Origin of the sequence: Streptomyces sp. NPDC051172 (genome assembly GCF_040682555.1) — a bacterium.
GTDB lineage: Bacteria > Actinomycetota > Actinomycetes > Streptomycetales > Streptomycetaceae > Streptomyces.
The window spans coordinates 17057-31296 of record NZ_JBFBBE010000058.1; the positions used below are offsets into that span (position 1 = coordinate 17057).

The 14240-nt window shown below is 70.0% G+C and carries 14 protein-coding genes; 6 read left to right on the top strand and 8 right to left on the bottom strand.

The window, feature by feature from the left end:
* Positions 1-28: 28 nt before the first annotated feature.
* Complete coding sequence (locus AB0N07_RS29875) at positions 29-781, bottom strand: SDR family oxidoreductase (RefSeq protein WP_365840297.1); 753 nt, start codon at positions 779-781, stop codon at positions 29-31.
* Between the two features lie 97 nt (positions 782-878).
* Here AB0N07_RS29875 and AB0N07_RS29880 point away from each other — a divergent pair, with 97 nt between their 5' ends.
* Both AB0N07_RS29880 and AB0N07_RS29885 read left to right on the top strand, forming a co-directional pair.
* Positions 879-1511 carry a TetR/AcrR family transcriptional regulator gene (locus AB0N07_RS29880; protein WP_365840299.1) on the top strand — a complete coding sequence of 211 codons (633 nt, stop codon included), beginning with the start codon at positions 879-881 and terminating at the stop codon, positions 1509-1511.
* 387 nt (positions 1512-1898) lie between these two features.
* A complete protein-coding gene (locus AB0N07_RS29885; RefSeq protein ID WP_115906007.1) occupies positions 1899-3365 on the top strand; it encodes a PAS domain-containing sensor histidine kinase in 1467 nt (488 codons plus the stop codon).
* Positions 3366-3573: 208 nt separating this feature from the next.
* Here AB0N07_RS29885 and AB0N07_RS29890 read toward each other — a convergent pair whose 3' ends face one another.
* Together AB0N07_RS29890 and AB0N07_RS29895 are read right to left on the bottom strand one after the other, a co-directional pair.
* The gene (locus AB0N07_RS29890) at positions 3574-3831 is read right to left on the bottom strand and encodes a WhiB family transcriptional regulator (RefSeq protein ID WP_016639615.1); all 258 of its coding nucleotides are present in this window, start codon (positions 3829-3831) and stop codon (positions 3574-3576) included.
* A gap of 319 nt (positions 3832-4150) precedes the next feature.
* A complete protein-coding gene (locus tag AB0N07_RS29895; protein ID WP_365840301.1) occupies positions 4151-5119 on the bottom strand; it encodes a diacylglycerol kinase family protein in 969 nt (322 codons plus the stop codon).
* 168 nt (positions 5120-5287) lie between these two features.
* Between AB0N07_RS29895 and AB0N07_RS29900 the strand changes: the two genes are divergently transcribed.
* Positions 5288-5737, top strand: coding sequence for a hypothetical protein (locus tag AB0N07_RS29900; protein ID WP_365840303.1), 450 nt, complete (start codon positions 5288-5290; stop codon positions 5735-5737).
* Positions 5738-5774: 37 nt separating this feature from the next.
* Here AB0N07_RS29900 and AB0N07_RS29905 read toward each other — a convergent pair whose 3' ends face one another.
* From AB0N07_RS29905 to AB0N07_RS29915, 3 genes are all read right to left on the bottom strand, one after another.
* Positions 5775-6920 (bottom strand): RNA polymerase sigma factor SigF, encoded by a 1146-nt coding sequence (locus tag AB0N07_RS29905; protein WP_365840305.1) that lies wholly within the window; start codon positions 6918-6920, stop codon positions 5775-5777.
* On the bottom strand, positions 6917-7330 hold the full coding sequence (locus AB0N07_RS29910) for a hypothetical protein (protein WP_003992877.1): 414 nt from the start codon (positions 7328-7330) through the stop codon (positions 6917-6919). The genes AB0N07_RS29905 and AB0N07_RS29910 overlap by 4 nt, the downstream gene beginning before the upstream one ends.
* A 270-nt stretch (positions 7331-7600) precedes the next feature.
* The gene (locus AB0N07_RS29915) at positions 7601-7861 is read right to left on the bottom strand and encodes a UBP-type zinc finger domain-containing protein (protein ID WP_365840307.1); all 261 of its coding nucleotides are present in this window, start codon (positions 7859-7861) and stop codon (positions 7601-7603) included.
* A 62-nt stretch (positions 7862-7923) separates the two neighbouring features.
* On the opposite strand from AB0N07_RS29915, the gene AB0N07_RS29920 reads away from it, so the two are divergent.
* Positions 7924-9528 carry a Na+/H+ antiporter gene (locus tag AB0N07_RS29920; protein WP_365840309.1) on the top strand — a complete coding sequence of 535 codons (1605 nt, stop codon included), beginning with the start codon at positions 7924-7926 and terminating at the stop codon, positions 9526-9528.
* Here AB0N07_RS29920 and AB0N07_RS29925 read toward each other — a convergent pair.
* The gene (locus AB0N07_RS29925; RefSeq protein WP_365840311.1) at positions 9501-10433 is read right to left on the bottom strand and encodes a pyridoxal-phosphate dependent enzyme; all 933 of its coding nucleotides are present in this window, start codon (positions 10431-10433) and stop codon (positions 9501-9503) included. The two genes, AB0N07_RS29920 and AB0N07_RS29925, sit on opposite strands and share 28 nt — an antisense overlap.
* Positions 10434-10494: 61 nt before the next feature.
* Positions 10495-11097, bottom strand: coding sequence for an N-acetylmuramoyl-L-alanine amidase (locus tag AB0N07_RS29930; RefSeq protein WP_365840313.1), 603 nt, complete (start codon positions 11095-11097; stop codon positions 10495-10497).
* A 294-nt stretch (positions 11098-11391) separates the two neighbouring features.
* On the opposite strand from AB0N07_RS29930, the gene AB0N07_RS29935 reads away from it, so the two are divergent.
* The gene (locus tag AB0N07_RS29935) at positions 11392-12798 is read left to right on the top strand and encodes a family 2B encapsulin nanocompartment shell protein (RefSeq protein ID WP_365840315.1); all 1407 of its coding nucleotides are present in this window, start codon (positions 11392-11394) and stop codon (positions 12796-12798) included.
* 113 nt (positions 12799-12911) lie between these two features.
* Positions 12912-13997 (top strand): family 2 encapsulin nanocompartment cargo protein polyprenyl transferase, encoded by a 1086-nt coding sequence (locus tag AB0N07_RS29940; protein WP_365840317.1) that lies wholly within the window; start codon positions 12912-12914, stop codon positions 13995-13997.
* Positions 13998-14240 lie beyond the last annotated feature (243 nt).

Genomic DNA, 14240 nt, shown 5'->3' on the forward strand with positions numbered 1-14240 from the left:
GGCGGCCGCCACGGCCGCGCAGGAACCCTTACGTCAGTGAACCCCCTGTCGCATCCACCCAGCTCCCCGTCACCCACCGGCCGGCGTCCGACGCCAGGAACGCCACCACGTCGGCCACATCGGCCGCCTCGCCCACCCGTCCCAGCGCGGAGAGCCCCGCCCCCCACTCCCATGCGCCCGGGCTGCCGTGCAGCACCTCGTACGTGTTGTCCGTGTCGATGAGCCCCGGCGCCACCGAGTTCACGGTGATGCCCCGGGGACCCAGCACCTTGGACAGGTCGCGGGAGAGAACGTCCAGCGCGCCCTTCGTCATCGAGTACGCCATGTTGTCCGGCATCGCAGCGCTCCTGGCCAGCCCCGACGAGATGTTGACGACCCGGCCTCCGTCCCGCAGCCGCGTCGCGCCCTGTTTGACGATGAAGAACGGCGCCTTCACGTTCACCGCGAAGAGCTTGTCGTACTCCTCCTCGGCTATCTCCTCGATCGATCGCGACTTCCCGATCCCGGCGTTGTTCACGAGGATGTCCAGCCCGTCCGCATGCCGGTCGAACTCCTCCCACAGGGCATCCACGTCCCCCGGCCGCCCCAGCTCCACCCCGATCGGGAAAGCCGAGCCGCCGGCCTCCTCGATCGCGGCCACCGTCTCCTTCGCCGCCGCCCCGTTCCTCCCGTAGTGGACGGCGACCCGTGCGCCCTCGCGCCCCAGCCGCTCGGCGATTCCGCGCCCGATCCCCCTGCTCGCCCCCGTGACGAGTGCCGTCCTGCCTGCAAGCACGCCCATGTCGGCGCCCCCTTCGTGCAATATCTAGCGGTCGCTACAAAAAGACCGTACAGCAGTCCGCCGACATTTCTCTAGCGCCCCCTATACAATTCACTCCATGGTGGGCAGCGAGGGCATGAAGACGAACGCGCAGGCCGCACCCAAGCCCCGCGGTCGACCTCGTTCCTTCGATCGCGAGACCGCGCTGGAGAAGGCGGTCATGGCCTTCTGGGAGCACGGATACGAGGCGACCTCCGTCTCCGACCTGACCCGCGTCATGGGCATCGGAGCGCCGAGCCTGTACGCGGCCTTCGGCGACAAGCGCGCGCTGTTCGACGAGGTCGTGACCGTCTACGGCGCCCGCTACGGCTCCTTCGCCGACCGGGCCCTCGCCGAGGAGCCCACCGCCCGCGCCGCGGTGGAGCGGATGCTGCGGGAGGCCGCCGCCGAGTACACGGCACCCGGCCGACCGCACGGCTGCCTCGTCATCCATGCGGCCACGAACTGCACGAGCCCCGAGGTCGAGGCGTCCCTGCGCGAGCGGCGCAATGCCAACATCGCCGCCTTCGAGAGTCGTATGAAGGCCGACATCGCATCGGGGGAGCTGCCACCCGGCACCGATGCCGCCGCCCTCGCCCGCCACACAGGCGCGATCATCCAGGGCATGTCCCAGCAGGCGCGCGACGGCGCGAGCCGTGAGGAGTTGGAGGCGCTCGCGGAAATTGCCATGTCCATCTGGCCCCGCACATGAACCCACACGGGTTAGGCTGCGTGGTGGATGCCAGGGCGTCCAGCCGGTTGGAGACCGTCCGAGAAATAACAACAACGAACAGGCTCCAACGCATGGACACGGATAGTGGTCTAGTCCACAATTGAACTGATGAGACTTCCGTCTTCCCCGCACAGGAAGACGGACGGAGGATCCGGAGCTCTCTGCCCTGACTGCCCCGGCTCCTCATCCTTCGGCCATCCGGGACCGCACACCCCGCGGCCGATATTGCTCCGGGCTGCGGTGCCGGGAGGGTTGAGGGTCCCTCCCAGGCGCCGCGGCCCGCGGGTGTTCTCGGGGCCGGTGCGGCCCTCCGGTCGTATTTAGGACCAGCACATACCCCCAGGTACGCTCGCACACGTGCCCTCCATGAACGAACTGGTCCGCCAGCACACCGCCCTCGACGACTCCGACCTCGAGTGGCTCCATCTGCTGGTCTCGGAGTGGCAGCTGCTGTCCGACCTCTCCTTCGCCGACCTCGTCCTGTGGGTCCCCACCCGCGACGGCACGCGCTACGTCTCCGTCGCCCAGATGCGTCCCAACACCGGCCCCACCTCCTACCAGGACGACATGGTCGGTCACCTCGTCCCACGCGGCCGCCGCCCCATGCTGGACGCGGCCCTGGACGAGGGCCGGATCGTGCGCGAGGGCGATCCCGAGTGGCGCGAGGAGGTCCCCGTCCGGGTCGAGTCGATCCCCGTGAGACGGGACGGGCGGGTCCTCGGCGTCATCGCCCGCAACACCAACCTCCTGACCGTGCGCACCCCGAGCCGCCTTGAGCTGACGTATCTGCAGAGCGCCTCGGACCTGGCGCAGATGATCGCGGCCGGCTCCTTCCCGTTCGCGAACCAGCAGATGGACATGGATGCCGCGCCGCGCGTCGGCGACGGCCTGATCCGCCTCGATGCGGACGGCATCGTCCAGTACGCCTCCCCGAACGCCCTGTCGGCGTACCACCGCATGGGCCTCGCCTCCGACCTCGTCGGCCAGCACCTCGGCAGGACCACCGCCGAACTCGCCCCGACCCGCGGCCCGGTGGACGAGGCGCTGTCCAAGGTGGCCAGCGGCTGGGCGCCCCGCGAGTTCGAGATCGAGGCCAGGGACGGGGTCATCCAGTTCCGCGCGATCCCGCTCAAGCCCAAGGGCACCCGCATCGGTTCGTTGGTCCTGCTCCGTGACGTCACCGAACTGCGTCGCCGCGAGCGCGAGTTGATCACCAAGGACGCGACCATCCGGGAGATCCACCACCGGGTGAAGAACAACCTCCAGACGGTTGCCGCGCTGCTGCGCCTGCAGGCCCGGCGCATCGAGTCCGACCGCGGCCGGGAGGCCCTCGAAGAGGCCGTCCGCCGCGTCGGATCGATCGCAATCGTGCACGAGACGCTCTCCCAGAATCTGGACGAACGCGTGGAGTTCGACGAGATCGCCGACCGGGTGCTGGCCATGGTCGCGGAGATCTCGCCGGGTAAGGTCACCGGCCGGCGCAGCGGTCGCTTCGGCATCCTGGACGCCGAAGTGGCCACCCCGCTCTCCATGGTCCTGACGGAGATCCTGCAAAACGCGCTCGAACACGGCTTCCGCGAGGGCGACACCGGCACGGTCGAGGTCTCCGCGGTCCGCGGCGGGACCACAAAGGAGGCCCGCCTCCTGGTCACCGTCCAGGACGACGGCGTCGGACTGCCCGAGGGCTTCGACCCGCACACCGACGGCAATCTGGGTCTGCAGATCGTACGGACCCTGGTGGAGGGGGAGTTGGGCGGTACGTTCGACATGGTCCCGGCACCGGAGCGGGGGACCCGGGTGATCCTGGACGTGCCGGTGCGGGCGAACAAGTAGTGCTGTACCCAAGCAGGGCCTTACAACAGGCCCGTACCGCGGGACACCGTCCACAGCAAGAAGCCCCGGACCGTTCCCAGGTCCGGGGCTGAAATGCTCGTTGCCAGCTTGTGCTGCGCATCGGGGGTACTGCGCGCTGCGGCTCGGGGGCGGGAGATGCGTACTCGCTGTACGCGCCGCCAAGCTCAGGCTGTTGCGGGGCGGGTTGTCAGGCGGAGGCCTGACGGGCCCGGTTGCGGGCGGCACGGCGCTTCATGGCGCGACGCTCGTCCTCGCTGAGACCACCCCAGACGCCGGAGTCCTGGCCGGACTCGAGCGCCCACTGCAGGCACTGCTCCATGACGGGGCAGCGGCGGCAGACGGCCTTGGCTTCCTCGATCTGCAGCAGCGCAGGACCGGTGTTGCCGATGGGGAAGAAGAGCTCGGGGTCTTCCTCGCGGCAAACGGCGTTGTGACGCCAGTCCATGGCTGCTACCTCTCCTTGGTATTACATGCAGGTTGCTTGTGAATGTGAACGCTTTCACGAATCCCTCAACAAGTGAAGGGCCGAGCGCCAGGTTCCCTGGCGAGGTCCTGTGATTTGAAGAGGGGTTCCGGTGATCTGTGGAGGCCGGTGTTGCGGGCCGTCCCGATCGCCACATAGAGACTCGCAAACCTCGGCGGCGGATACAACCCCTTCCGGAAAGTTTTTTTTGATTCCTCGGTGTCGACTAGGTCACAGCCGTACTTCCATGGGGTGGATCCTGGCCTAAACGTTCGAGTGAAAGGACTTCGGCCCTTTCTGCTCACACAATCACACGCAGTGCACGGCGTACGCCTGTGAACGTCACGCTCGTACGCAGCCCGAGGTGGTCGCCGTCCATCTGGAGGGGCAGGGGCACCTTCGAATGCAAGGTGAACCGGTCCAGGTCGTGCAGGGACACCACGTGCTTGCCATGGGGGCCGCGCTCGGGGGACGAAGTGAGCAACTGCGTGGCATACCGGGCAGCCGAGACCATGGACATACGGCTGGGACCCAGCAGGTCGAGCCCGGTATCGAACGAGGCCTTAGGCGCCGCGTACACCGGACGATTGCCCAGATACGTCCACGGTGACGTATTGCAGATTATCGACATCACCAGCCCGGTCACCGGCTCCTCGCCGGGTCGCTCCAGAGTGATCGACCCGTGCAGCCGGTTGGGTTCCTGCAGGAACTGGCGTGCGACCTGGCGCAGATACAGGGCGTGGGTGGACTTCCGCCCCTGCTCGCGCTGCTGCTCCACCCGCCCGACCACGCCCGCGTCGAAGCCGAGCCCCGCGCAGAAGGTGAACCAGCGGGAGGGCACCGCCTCGTCCTCGGTGCCCGGCGTGCCTTCGGCGAGGCCCATGCCGACCATGCGTTCGCTGCCCTCGCGCAGCGCGTCCAGCAGTGCGCCGGTCGCCTCGACGGCGTCGTTGGGCAGGCCCAGCGCGCGGGCGAAGACATTGGTGGAGCCGCCGGGGACCACGGCGAGACGGGGGAGGCCCTCCGGGGCGGGGCCCGCGTACAGCAGGCCGTTGACCACCTCGTTGACCGTGCCGTCTCCGCCGAGCGCCACGACCAGGTCGATGTCGTCGCTCTCCGCCGCCTGCCGGCCGAGGTCGCGCGCGTGCCCCCGGTACTCGGTGGTGACCGTCTCGAGCTTCATCTCGCTCGCCAGGGCGTGGATCAGGACATCGCGCGTACGTGCGCTTGTGGTGGTTGCTGCCGGATTGGCCACGAGAAGTGCACGCATGGGTTGCAGCGTACCTACTGGGAAGTACCGGGCACAGTTCGAGGTAGGGATCAGGTAAGAGGCGGGGGCGTGAGGCTCACCACGGGGTTGTGTCTCAACCTCGACCTGGCCGTCCGCGTCCGCCGGGCTCGCCACGGAGGCGCACATCCCCAGGGCTACCCTTCAGTGGTGACCAGTGCGCAGACCCCCGCCACCGAGGAAAACAACGGCCCCCGCCCGCGCCGCCTGACGTATGCCGCGGGGCTCGCCGCGTTGGAGGGGTTCGCGCTGGCCGTCGGAGGCCTCTGGATGCTCGTGGAGGGCCTCACGGGCGCCCCGGACGACCGCCGGTCCGCCGTCACCGGCGGTATCACTCTGGTCGTCCTCGCCCTGCTGCCGCTGCTGGCCGCGCGAGGGCTGCTCAAGCAGAAGAGCTGGAGCCGGGGCCCGGCGGTGATCACGCAGATCATGGCGCTGCCGGTGGCCTACAACCTGCTCCAGGCCGACAGTGCGGCGATCCCGGCGGGCATCGCGCTCGCCGTCGTGGCCGTCGTCGCGCTGGTGCTGCTGGTCAATCCCGCGACGACCCAGGCCCTCGGGATCAAGGGTCCGGGCCGTGCGCAGGACGGCAAGCAGTAGTCGTACGGGGCCGCAGTCGCCGTAGGGCGACGGGGTCCTACTCCTCCACCAGCAGCTTCTCCCGCAGCTGGGCCAGTGTGCGGGCCAGCAGACGGGACACGTGCATCTGCGAGATGCCGACCTCCTGTGCGATCTGCGACTGGGTCATGTTGCCGAAGAAACGCAGCAGCAGGATCCGCTTCTCACGGGGCGGGAGGTCCTCCAGGAGCGGCTTGAGCGACTCGCGGTACTCGACGCCCTCCAGGGCCTCGTCCTCGGCGCCGAGGGTGTCGGCCACCGCCGGGGACTCGTCGTCCGTGTCCGGGACGTCCAGGGACAGCGTGGAGTACGCGTTGGCGGACTCCAGGCCCTCCAGGACCTCCTCCTCGGAGATCGCCAGTTTCTCGGCGAGCTCATGGACCGTGGGGGAGCGGCCGTGCTGCTGCGAGAGCTCCGCGGTCGCCGTGGTGAGCGCGAGGCGCAGCTCCTGCAGGCGCCGCGGCACGCGCACCGCCCAGCCCTTGTCACGGAAGTGGCGCTTGATCTCGCCGACGACCGTTGGGGTCGCATACGTCGAGAACTCGACGCCGCGCTCCGGGTCGAAACGGTCGACGGACTTGATCAGGCCGATGGTGGCGACCTGGGTGAGGTCGTCCAGCGGCTCGCCGCGGTTGCGGAAGCGGCGCGCGAGATGCTCGACGAGCGGCAGGTGCATACGGACCAGCTTGTTGCGCAGCTCCGCGTACTCCGGGCTGCCGTCCTTCAGGCTGCGCAGCTCGATGAACATCGCACGCGCCCCGCTGCGGTCCTGTACGCCGTGCTGCGTGGCCTGCTGCACGGTCGGCGCGGACTGCCCGTCGCCCTCGGCGTTTCGCTCGTGCTCGCTCATCGTCCCGCCCGTCGCCCTTCTCCGAGCCCTCGCCTCTGCTCGGACCGGGGTGACCCCGTTCCGTCCGTCCAGAGGCGTGCTCTGCACGGCACCTTCCCGATCCCGCCGCCCGTCGTCCGGGAAGCCGACCGTCGCTGCGCTGTCGGCTTCGTCCTCCGGATGCGGCCGGGCCTGCTCGGGGATGCCGTCGATGCCGTCGGCGCCGACGGTGCCGCCCACGGGGTCCCCGATGCGTCGGGACCCGTCTGCGCCCTCGGCCGGCAGCTCTCGTGTGCCGCGCTCTTCGTCACGCACCGGCCCGTCCCCTGTCCTCACGCCGGCCCGGGTCCCGCGCCGCGCTGTTTGTAGAGGCTGATCGAAACGGTTTTGTCCTTGTCCACGGCGGAGGAGACCTTGCCCGCGAGTGCGGACAGGACGGTCCAGGCGAAGGTGTCCCGCGAGGGGGCGTGGCCGTCCGTGGTCGGGGCCGAGACGGTGACCTCGAGCGAGTCGTCGACGAGCCGGAAGACGCAGCTCAGCACCGAGCCGGGCACGGCCTGCTGGAGCAGGATCGCGCAGGCCTCGTCCACCGCGATGCGAAGGTCCTCGATCTCGTCGAGGGTGAAGTCCAAACGGGCCGCGAGGCCGGCAGTCGCCGTACGCAGCACCGACAGGTAGGCACCCGCAGCCGGCAGCCGGACTTCCACGAAGTCCTGGGTCGCGGGCTCGCCTGCGATCTGGGACACCCTCACCTCCAAGGTGGTACAAGCTTCTCGGGGCCGAGGGTCGCCCCCCGGGATAACGCGATGTGTGGTTCAGCGGTGACGCTATCGCGCTCTCAAGTTTCCCGTCCCCGGGACCCCAACCCCTTGCCGTCACTCACAGTAAAACCGTGGACACGCTCCGTGTCTAGGGGGTTGCGGCTCCAATTGGGAAGAACGCGCGCCGGGTTGACGTACCCAGACGTCAGACGGTCGAACCGTCCGGATTCTGGGTCGTCCCCCGGCTGTCCAGGGTCACACGAGAACGTGGTCCACGAAGCACCAACGCCAGTTCTCGCCGGGCTCGAATGTGCGCATGATCGGGTGCCCGGAGTCCTTGTGGTGCTCCGTCGCATGCCGGCCGGGCGAGGAGTCGCAGCAGCCGATGTGGCCGCAGGTGAGGCACAGCCGCAGCTGTACCGGGTGGGTGCCCGCTGCCAGACACTCCGGGCATGTCTCGGTCACCGGACCGGGTTCCGGATCCGGCAGCGCGTCGGCGTGCGTGCACTGTTTCATGATTGCCAGATTACGACGGGCGTGCGGATGACCGCGCGGAAAAACGAGGGCGGGCGAGGACGATGGACGTGATGCCACTGCTGTTGCTGGTGGCGGGGAGCGCCGCGATCGCCGCGGCGGCCCGGCGCACTCCCGTGCCGGCCCCGCTGCTGCTCGTCGCGGTGGGGCTCGCCGTCTCGTACATCCCCGGGGTCCCGGACTACACGCTCGACCCGGACATCGTGCTGCCGCTGGTGCTGCCCCCGCTGCTGCACAAGGAGGCCGTCGAGAGCTCGTACCTCGATCTGCGGGCGACGATACGGCCGGTGGCGCTGCTGTCGGTGGGCTATGTGCTCTTCGCGACCTTCGTCGTCGGCTGGGTCGCCTACCTCGTCGTGCCCGGGCTGCCCCTGCCCGCGGCACTGGTGCTGGGTGCGGTGGTGGCGCCGACGGACGCGGTCGCCGCGGCGGCGGTCGCCCGCCGGGTGGGGCTGCCCTCCCGGATCACCACGATCCTGCAGGGCGAGTCCCTGCTGAACGACGCGACCGCGATCACCGCGTACCGGGTGGCCGTCGCGGCCGCCGTCGGCGAGGGTGCCTCCTGGATCGGCGGGATCGGCGAGTTCCTGCTGGCGGCGGTCGGCGGCGTGGTGGTCGGGCTGGTGCTGATGCTGCCGATCCACTGGCTGCGCACGCACGTCAAGGAGGCGCTGCTGCAGAACACCATGTCCCTGCTGATCCCGTTCGTCGCCTACGCCGTCGCCGAGCAGGTGCACGCCTCCGGTGTCCTCGCGGTCGTGGTCGTCGCCCTCTACCTCGGGCACCGCGCGTGGGAGGTCGACTTCGCCACCCGCCTCCAGGAGGAGGCGGTGTGGAAGGTGGTCGCGTTCGTCCTGGAGTCGGCGGTGTTCGCACTCATCGGCCTGCAGCTGCCCGTGGTCCTCAAGGGCCTCGGCGAGTACAAGGGCATGGACGCCGCCTGGTACGCGGTCGCGGTGTTCCTGGTGGTCGTCGTGGCCCGGTTCGTGTGGGTGTATCCGGGGACGTTCGTGCCCCGGATGCTGTCCGCGCGGATCAGGGAACGCGAGGACAACCCCACCTGGAGAGGGCCGATCGTCACCTCCTGGGCCGCGATGCGCGGTGTCGTCTCCCTCGCCATCGCCTTCTCGATCCCGCTCACCGTGCACGGCGGCGGACCCTTCCCACAGCGCAACCTCATCCTCTTCCTGACCTTCACGACGGTCATCGGGACCCTGGTCGTGCAGGGACTGACCCTGGCCCCGGTGATCCGCCTGCTGCAGTTCCCCGGCCGGGACGCACAGGCCGAGACCCTCGCCGAGGCCAACGCCCAGGCGCAGGCCTCCCGGGTCGCCGAGCATCGCCTGGACGAACTGCTCACCGATGAGCGCAACGCCCTCCCGCCGCCGCTGGCCGACCGTCTCCGGCAGGTCCTGGAGCGCCGCCGCAACGCCGTCTGGGAACGCCTCGGCCAGACCAACCCGGTCACCGGTGAATCCGTCGACGACACCTACCGCCGACTGTCCCGGGAGATGATCGGCGCCGAGCGTGCGATGTTCGTGAGGCTGCGGGACGGCCGCTACATCGACGACGAGATGCTGCGCACGCTGCTGCGCAGGCTGGACCTGGAGGAGGCCGCGGCCTACCGGGAGACGGTGGAAGGCTCCTGAGGAAAGGGGCGCCCGGTGACGACGGCCGCGACGGTCGTCCCGCGCGCGAACGCGCCCTCGTCGGCCAGGGCGACAAGTCCGTACAGCAACTTGGCGACATACAGACGCTCGACCGGCACCCCGTGACGGTCCTCGAAGTCCGCTGCGAAGGTGTCGAGTTCGCCAAGCACGCGCGCGTAGCCGCCGAAGTGGAAGCGGTCGTCGAGGGTCCATTCCCCGCACCGGCCGCCGAAGGCGCGCTCCTGCAGAGCCTGTATGTCGGCGGACAGGAAGCCCCCCTTGAGGACGGGTACGCCGAGTGCGCGCTGACCGGGGGCCAGCCCGGCAGCCAGCCCGGCCAGCGTTCCGCCCGTACCGCAGGCGAGGCCGACGACATCGGCCCGCCCGCGCAGTTCCTCGCCCAGGGACCGGCAGCCACGCACGGCTTCGGCATTGCTGCCGCCCTCCGGGACGACATACGCGTCCTGCGCGCCGACCGTGCGCAGCACGCGCGCGAGGACGTCCTTTTCGGTCTTGCGGCGGTACGTCGACCTGTCGACGAAGTGCAGCCGCATCCCGTCGGCCGCGCACCGGGCCAGGGAGGGGTTGAGGGGCCGGTCGGCCAGCTCCTGGCCGCGGACCACACCAATGGTCGGCAGCCCGAGGAGCCGGCCCGCGGCTGCCGTCGCCCGCAGATGGTTGGAGTACGCGCCGCCGAAGGTGACGACGGTGCGGTCGGCCGCGGCGGCGAGATTGGGCGCCAGCTTGCGCCACTTGTTGCCGATGAGCTCCGGGTGGATGAGGTCGTCCCGCTTGAGGAGGAGGCGGAGCCCCCGATGAGCGAAGCGGTCGTCCTCGACCTCCTGCAGGGGGGAGGGCAGCTGGGGGTGCAGTGCTGCAAGGTCGAGGTCGGCGGAGCTGCTCACGGCATCATTGTCACGCCGGTCGGCATCACTCGGCCCGTCCGGCGTTTGACGACGAGGCCGTTCAGGCCGAGGCAGGGGTCAGCCGCTCGCGGATGCGCCCCCGCAGCCAGTCCATCGTGAACCCCCGCGGATCCACCTTCCCCGGCTGCCACTCCAAGTGGCCGATCACCGACCGTTCCGTCCAGCCGTGGTGTCGGCACACCGCCGCCGCGGCCTTCTCGATGGCGTCCAGCTGGGCCTCGGGCCAGGGGTCCTCCCCGTCGCCGAGGTTCTCGCACTCGAAGCCGTAGAAGTGCCGGTTGCCGTCGGTGTTCGCCTCGTTGTCCGGCGGGAGCGCCCTCTCGGCGATCACGGCACGCAGCACGTCGTCGTCACCGAGACCGGCGTGGTTGGCGCGGCCGTAGCCCACCAGGTGGACCGTGCCGTCCTTGGTGATCACACCGTGGCAGAGAGGGCCGGGCAGGTCGGCGTAGCCGTCACGGCAGATCTCGACGGTGTGTTCGCTGCCGCTGGTGACGGTGTGGTGGATCATCACGCCGTACACGGGACCCCACGGTCCCTTGTGGTTGCGGTTGTGATGCACCCAGTCGCCCACCTCGACGACGGTGAGGCCCTCCGCCCTGAGGCCGTCGAGGAAACTGCCCGCGGACATGGGTGAGGCCATGACCGCCTCCTTCGTACCGTGCCGACGGCCGCCCGACGCGACCGTCCGTGAAGGAGCTTGTACCGAAAGTAATGGTGTCATCACACATCGTGTTCGGGCCGGGGGAGTGGATCCGGCCATTCCGCACGCGCTCGCCGCTGGACGGGATCCCCATTTGTGCCCAGCCGGCGGTGATCCATTCCCGCTCTTTCGGGTAATAGCACAGATACGTTCCGTGATGGAAGGCTTGACCGCGGAGATCGATGCAGCCGCGCACATCGGCGCGGGCTGTTGGAGCGGGAGGGCAATTCTCATATGTCGGTAGGCGAAGAGGTCCGTTCGGAGCAGGGCAAGCCGCAGCAGAGCCTCGGCACGGCCGCCGCGCGGAACCTGGCCACGACGACCAAGTCGGCACCCCAGATGCAGGAGATCAGCTCACGCTGGCTGCTGCGCACCCTGCCGTGGGTGAACGTCCAGGGTGGTACGTACCGGGTGAACCGGCGACTGACCTATGCAGTGGGGGACGGCCGCATCACGTTCGTGAAGACCGGCGACCGGGTCGAGGTCATCCCCGCGGAGCTGGGCGAACTTCCCGCGCTGCGGTCGTACGAGGACGAGGAGGTGCTCGCGGAGCTCGCCCAGCGGTGCCGGCAGCAGGAGTTCGCGCCCGGCAGCCTGATCGCCTCGTTCGGCAGCCGGACCGACGAGGTCCATCTGCTGGCGCACGGCAGGGTCGAGAAGATCGGCACGGGCCCGTACGGCGACGACGCGGTCCTCGGGGTGCTCGCCGACGGCGCCTACTTCGGCGACGCGGCGCTGCTCGACCCGGACGCCATCTGGGAGTACACGGCCCGCGCGGACACCGCGTGCACGGTGCTGACCCTGACCCGCCAGGACGTCGAACTGGTCGCGGAGCGCAGCGACTCCCTGCGCGAACACCTCCAGCAGTTGCGCACGATTCCGGAGCAGCGCACCAACAAGTACGGTGAGAAGGCCGTCGATCTCGCCGCCGGCCACAGCGGCGAGCCGGACATCCCGCACACCTTCGTGGACTACGAGGCCAGGCCCCGCGAGTACGAACTGAGCATCGCGCAGACCGTGCTGCGCATCCACTCGCGCGTGGCCGACCTCTACAACCAGCCCATGAACCAGACCGAGCAGCAACTCAGGCTCACCGTCGAGGCATTGAAGGAGCGCCAGGAGCACGAGCTGGTCAACAACCGTGAGTTCGGACTGCTGCACAACTGCGAGTACGACCAGCGGCTCCAGCCGCACGACGGTGTGCCCAGCCCCGACGACCTGGACGAACTGCTCAGCCGACGGCGCGGCACCAAGCTGCTGCTCGCCCACCCGCGAGCGATCTCCGCGATCGGCCGCGAGCTCAACAAGCGCGGCCTCGTCCCGGAGACGATCGAGGTGGCCGGCAACCGCATCCCGACCTGGCGCGGTGTGCCGATCTACCCGTGCAACAAGATCCCGGTCTCCGAGGCCCGTACGAGCTCGATCATCGCGATGCGTACCGGCGAGGCCGAGCAGGGCGTCATCGGACTGCAGCAGGCCGGCATCCCGGACGAGATCGAGCCGAGCCTGTCGGTGCGCTTCATGGGCATCAACGAACAGGCGATCATCAAGTACCTGGTGACGGCCTACTACTCGGCCGCGGTCCTGGTGCCGGACGCGCTCGGCGTGCTGGAGAACGTCGAGATCGGCCGGTGGCGGTGACGTTTCTGCACCTGGGAGCCGTGTCCCCGCCCTCCAGGGCGGGTACACCCCGGTCGTACGCGCCCAGCCACGGCGGAAGCGCCACCGTCCGCGGACTGACCGAGGGAGATCCCATGGCCGAGTTCATGACGGAGGCGAAGCAGCGTCCCACGGGGGCGCAGCCGCTGGACGGGCACGAGGCTGCCGCGATCCTGGAGCGCACCCGGTCCTGCGTCGACCCCGAACTGCGAGCCGCCATCGACTCGTTGCCCGGCTCCATGCGCCGGATCGCGCTCTACCACTTCGGCTGGGAGCACGCGGACGGCACCCCGGCGGCGGGCAACGCGGGCAAGGCGATCCGCCCCGCGCTCGTCCTCACCGCGGCCGCCGCGCTCGGTGGCCCGGGCGCGCGCGAGGCGGCCGGGCGGGCGGCCGCGGCAGTGGAGCTCGTGCACAACTTCACGTTGCTGCACGACGACGTGATGGACCGGGACACCACCCGCCGGCACCGGCCCACCGCGTGGACCGTGTTCGGCGACGCCGACGCGATCCTCGCCGGGGACGCGCTGCAGGCACTGGCCCTCGGGCTGCTCGCCGGGGACCCGCACCCTGCCTCCGGGCCGGCCGCGGCCCGGCTCACGGCCTGCGTCGTCGAGCTGTGCGCCGGCCAGCACGCGGACACGGAGATGGAGCGGCGCGGCCCCGGCGAGATCACCCTCGACGAGGCGCTGACCATGGCCGAGGCCAAGACGGGCGCGCTGCTCGGCTGTGCCTGCGCCCTGGGGGCGCTGTATGCGGGGGCATGCGACGAGGACGTCGAGGCGCTGGATGCGTTCGGCCGCCAGGCCGGGCTCGCCTTCCAGCTCATCGACGACGTCATCGGCATATGGGGCGACCCGCACCGCACCGGAAAACCGGTCGGCGCGGACCTGATGGCCCGCAAGAAGTCCCTGCCGGTGGTCGCCGCGCTCACCTCGGGCACCCCGGCGGCCGCGGCACTGGCCGAGCTGTACGAAGTGCCGTACGGAAAGGGGGACGAGGAGGAACTCGTGCAGACGGCGCTCGCCGTCGAGCAGGCCGGCGGGCGCGACTGGGCTCAGGTCCAGGCCGGCGACCGGATGGCCCGCGCCATGCAGGAGCTGGCCCGCGCGGTCCCCGACCCGGAGGCGGCAGGCGGTCTGCTCGCGCTGGCGGAGTTCGTGACGCGGCGCATCGGCTGACCACACCCCACACAGACCCCGGAGCCCACCGGGGCGGCCGCGCGGCTCCTGACCCCGCACAGCCGCCGAGGCTCCGGCCCGGCGGGTCCCGCACATCCCCACGGTGTGCGGGGCCCGCCCACCCTTTTTCGGGCTCGGTTCGCCCTCCGGGGTACCGCAGCCCCTGTCGCGCCCCTTGGGCACACTCGCCGGACAGTCCCCTATAGGCTCAACGGTCATAGGACAGACGGCGTTTGAGGTGAA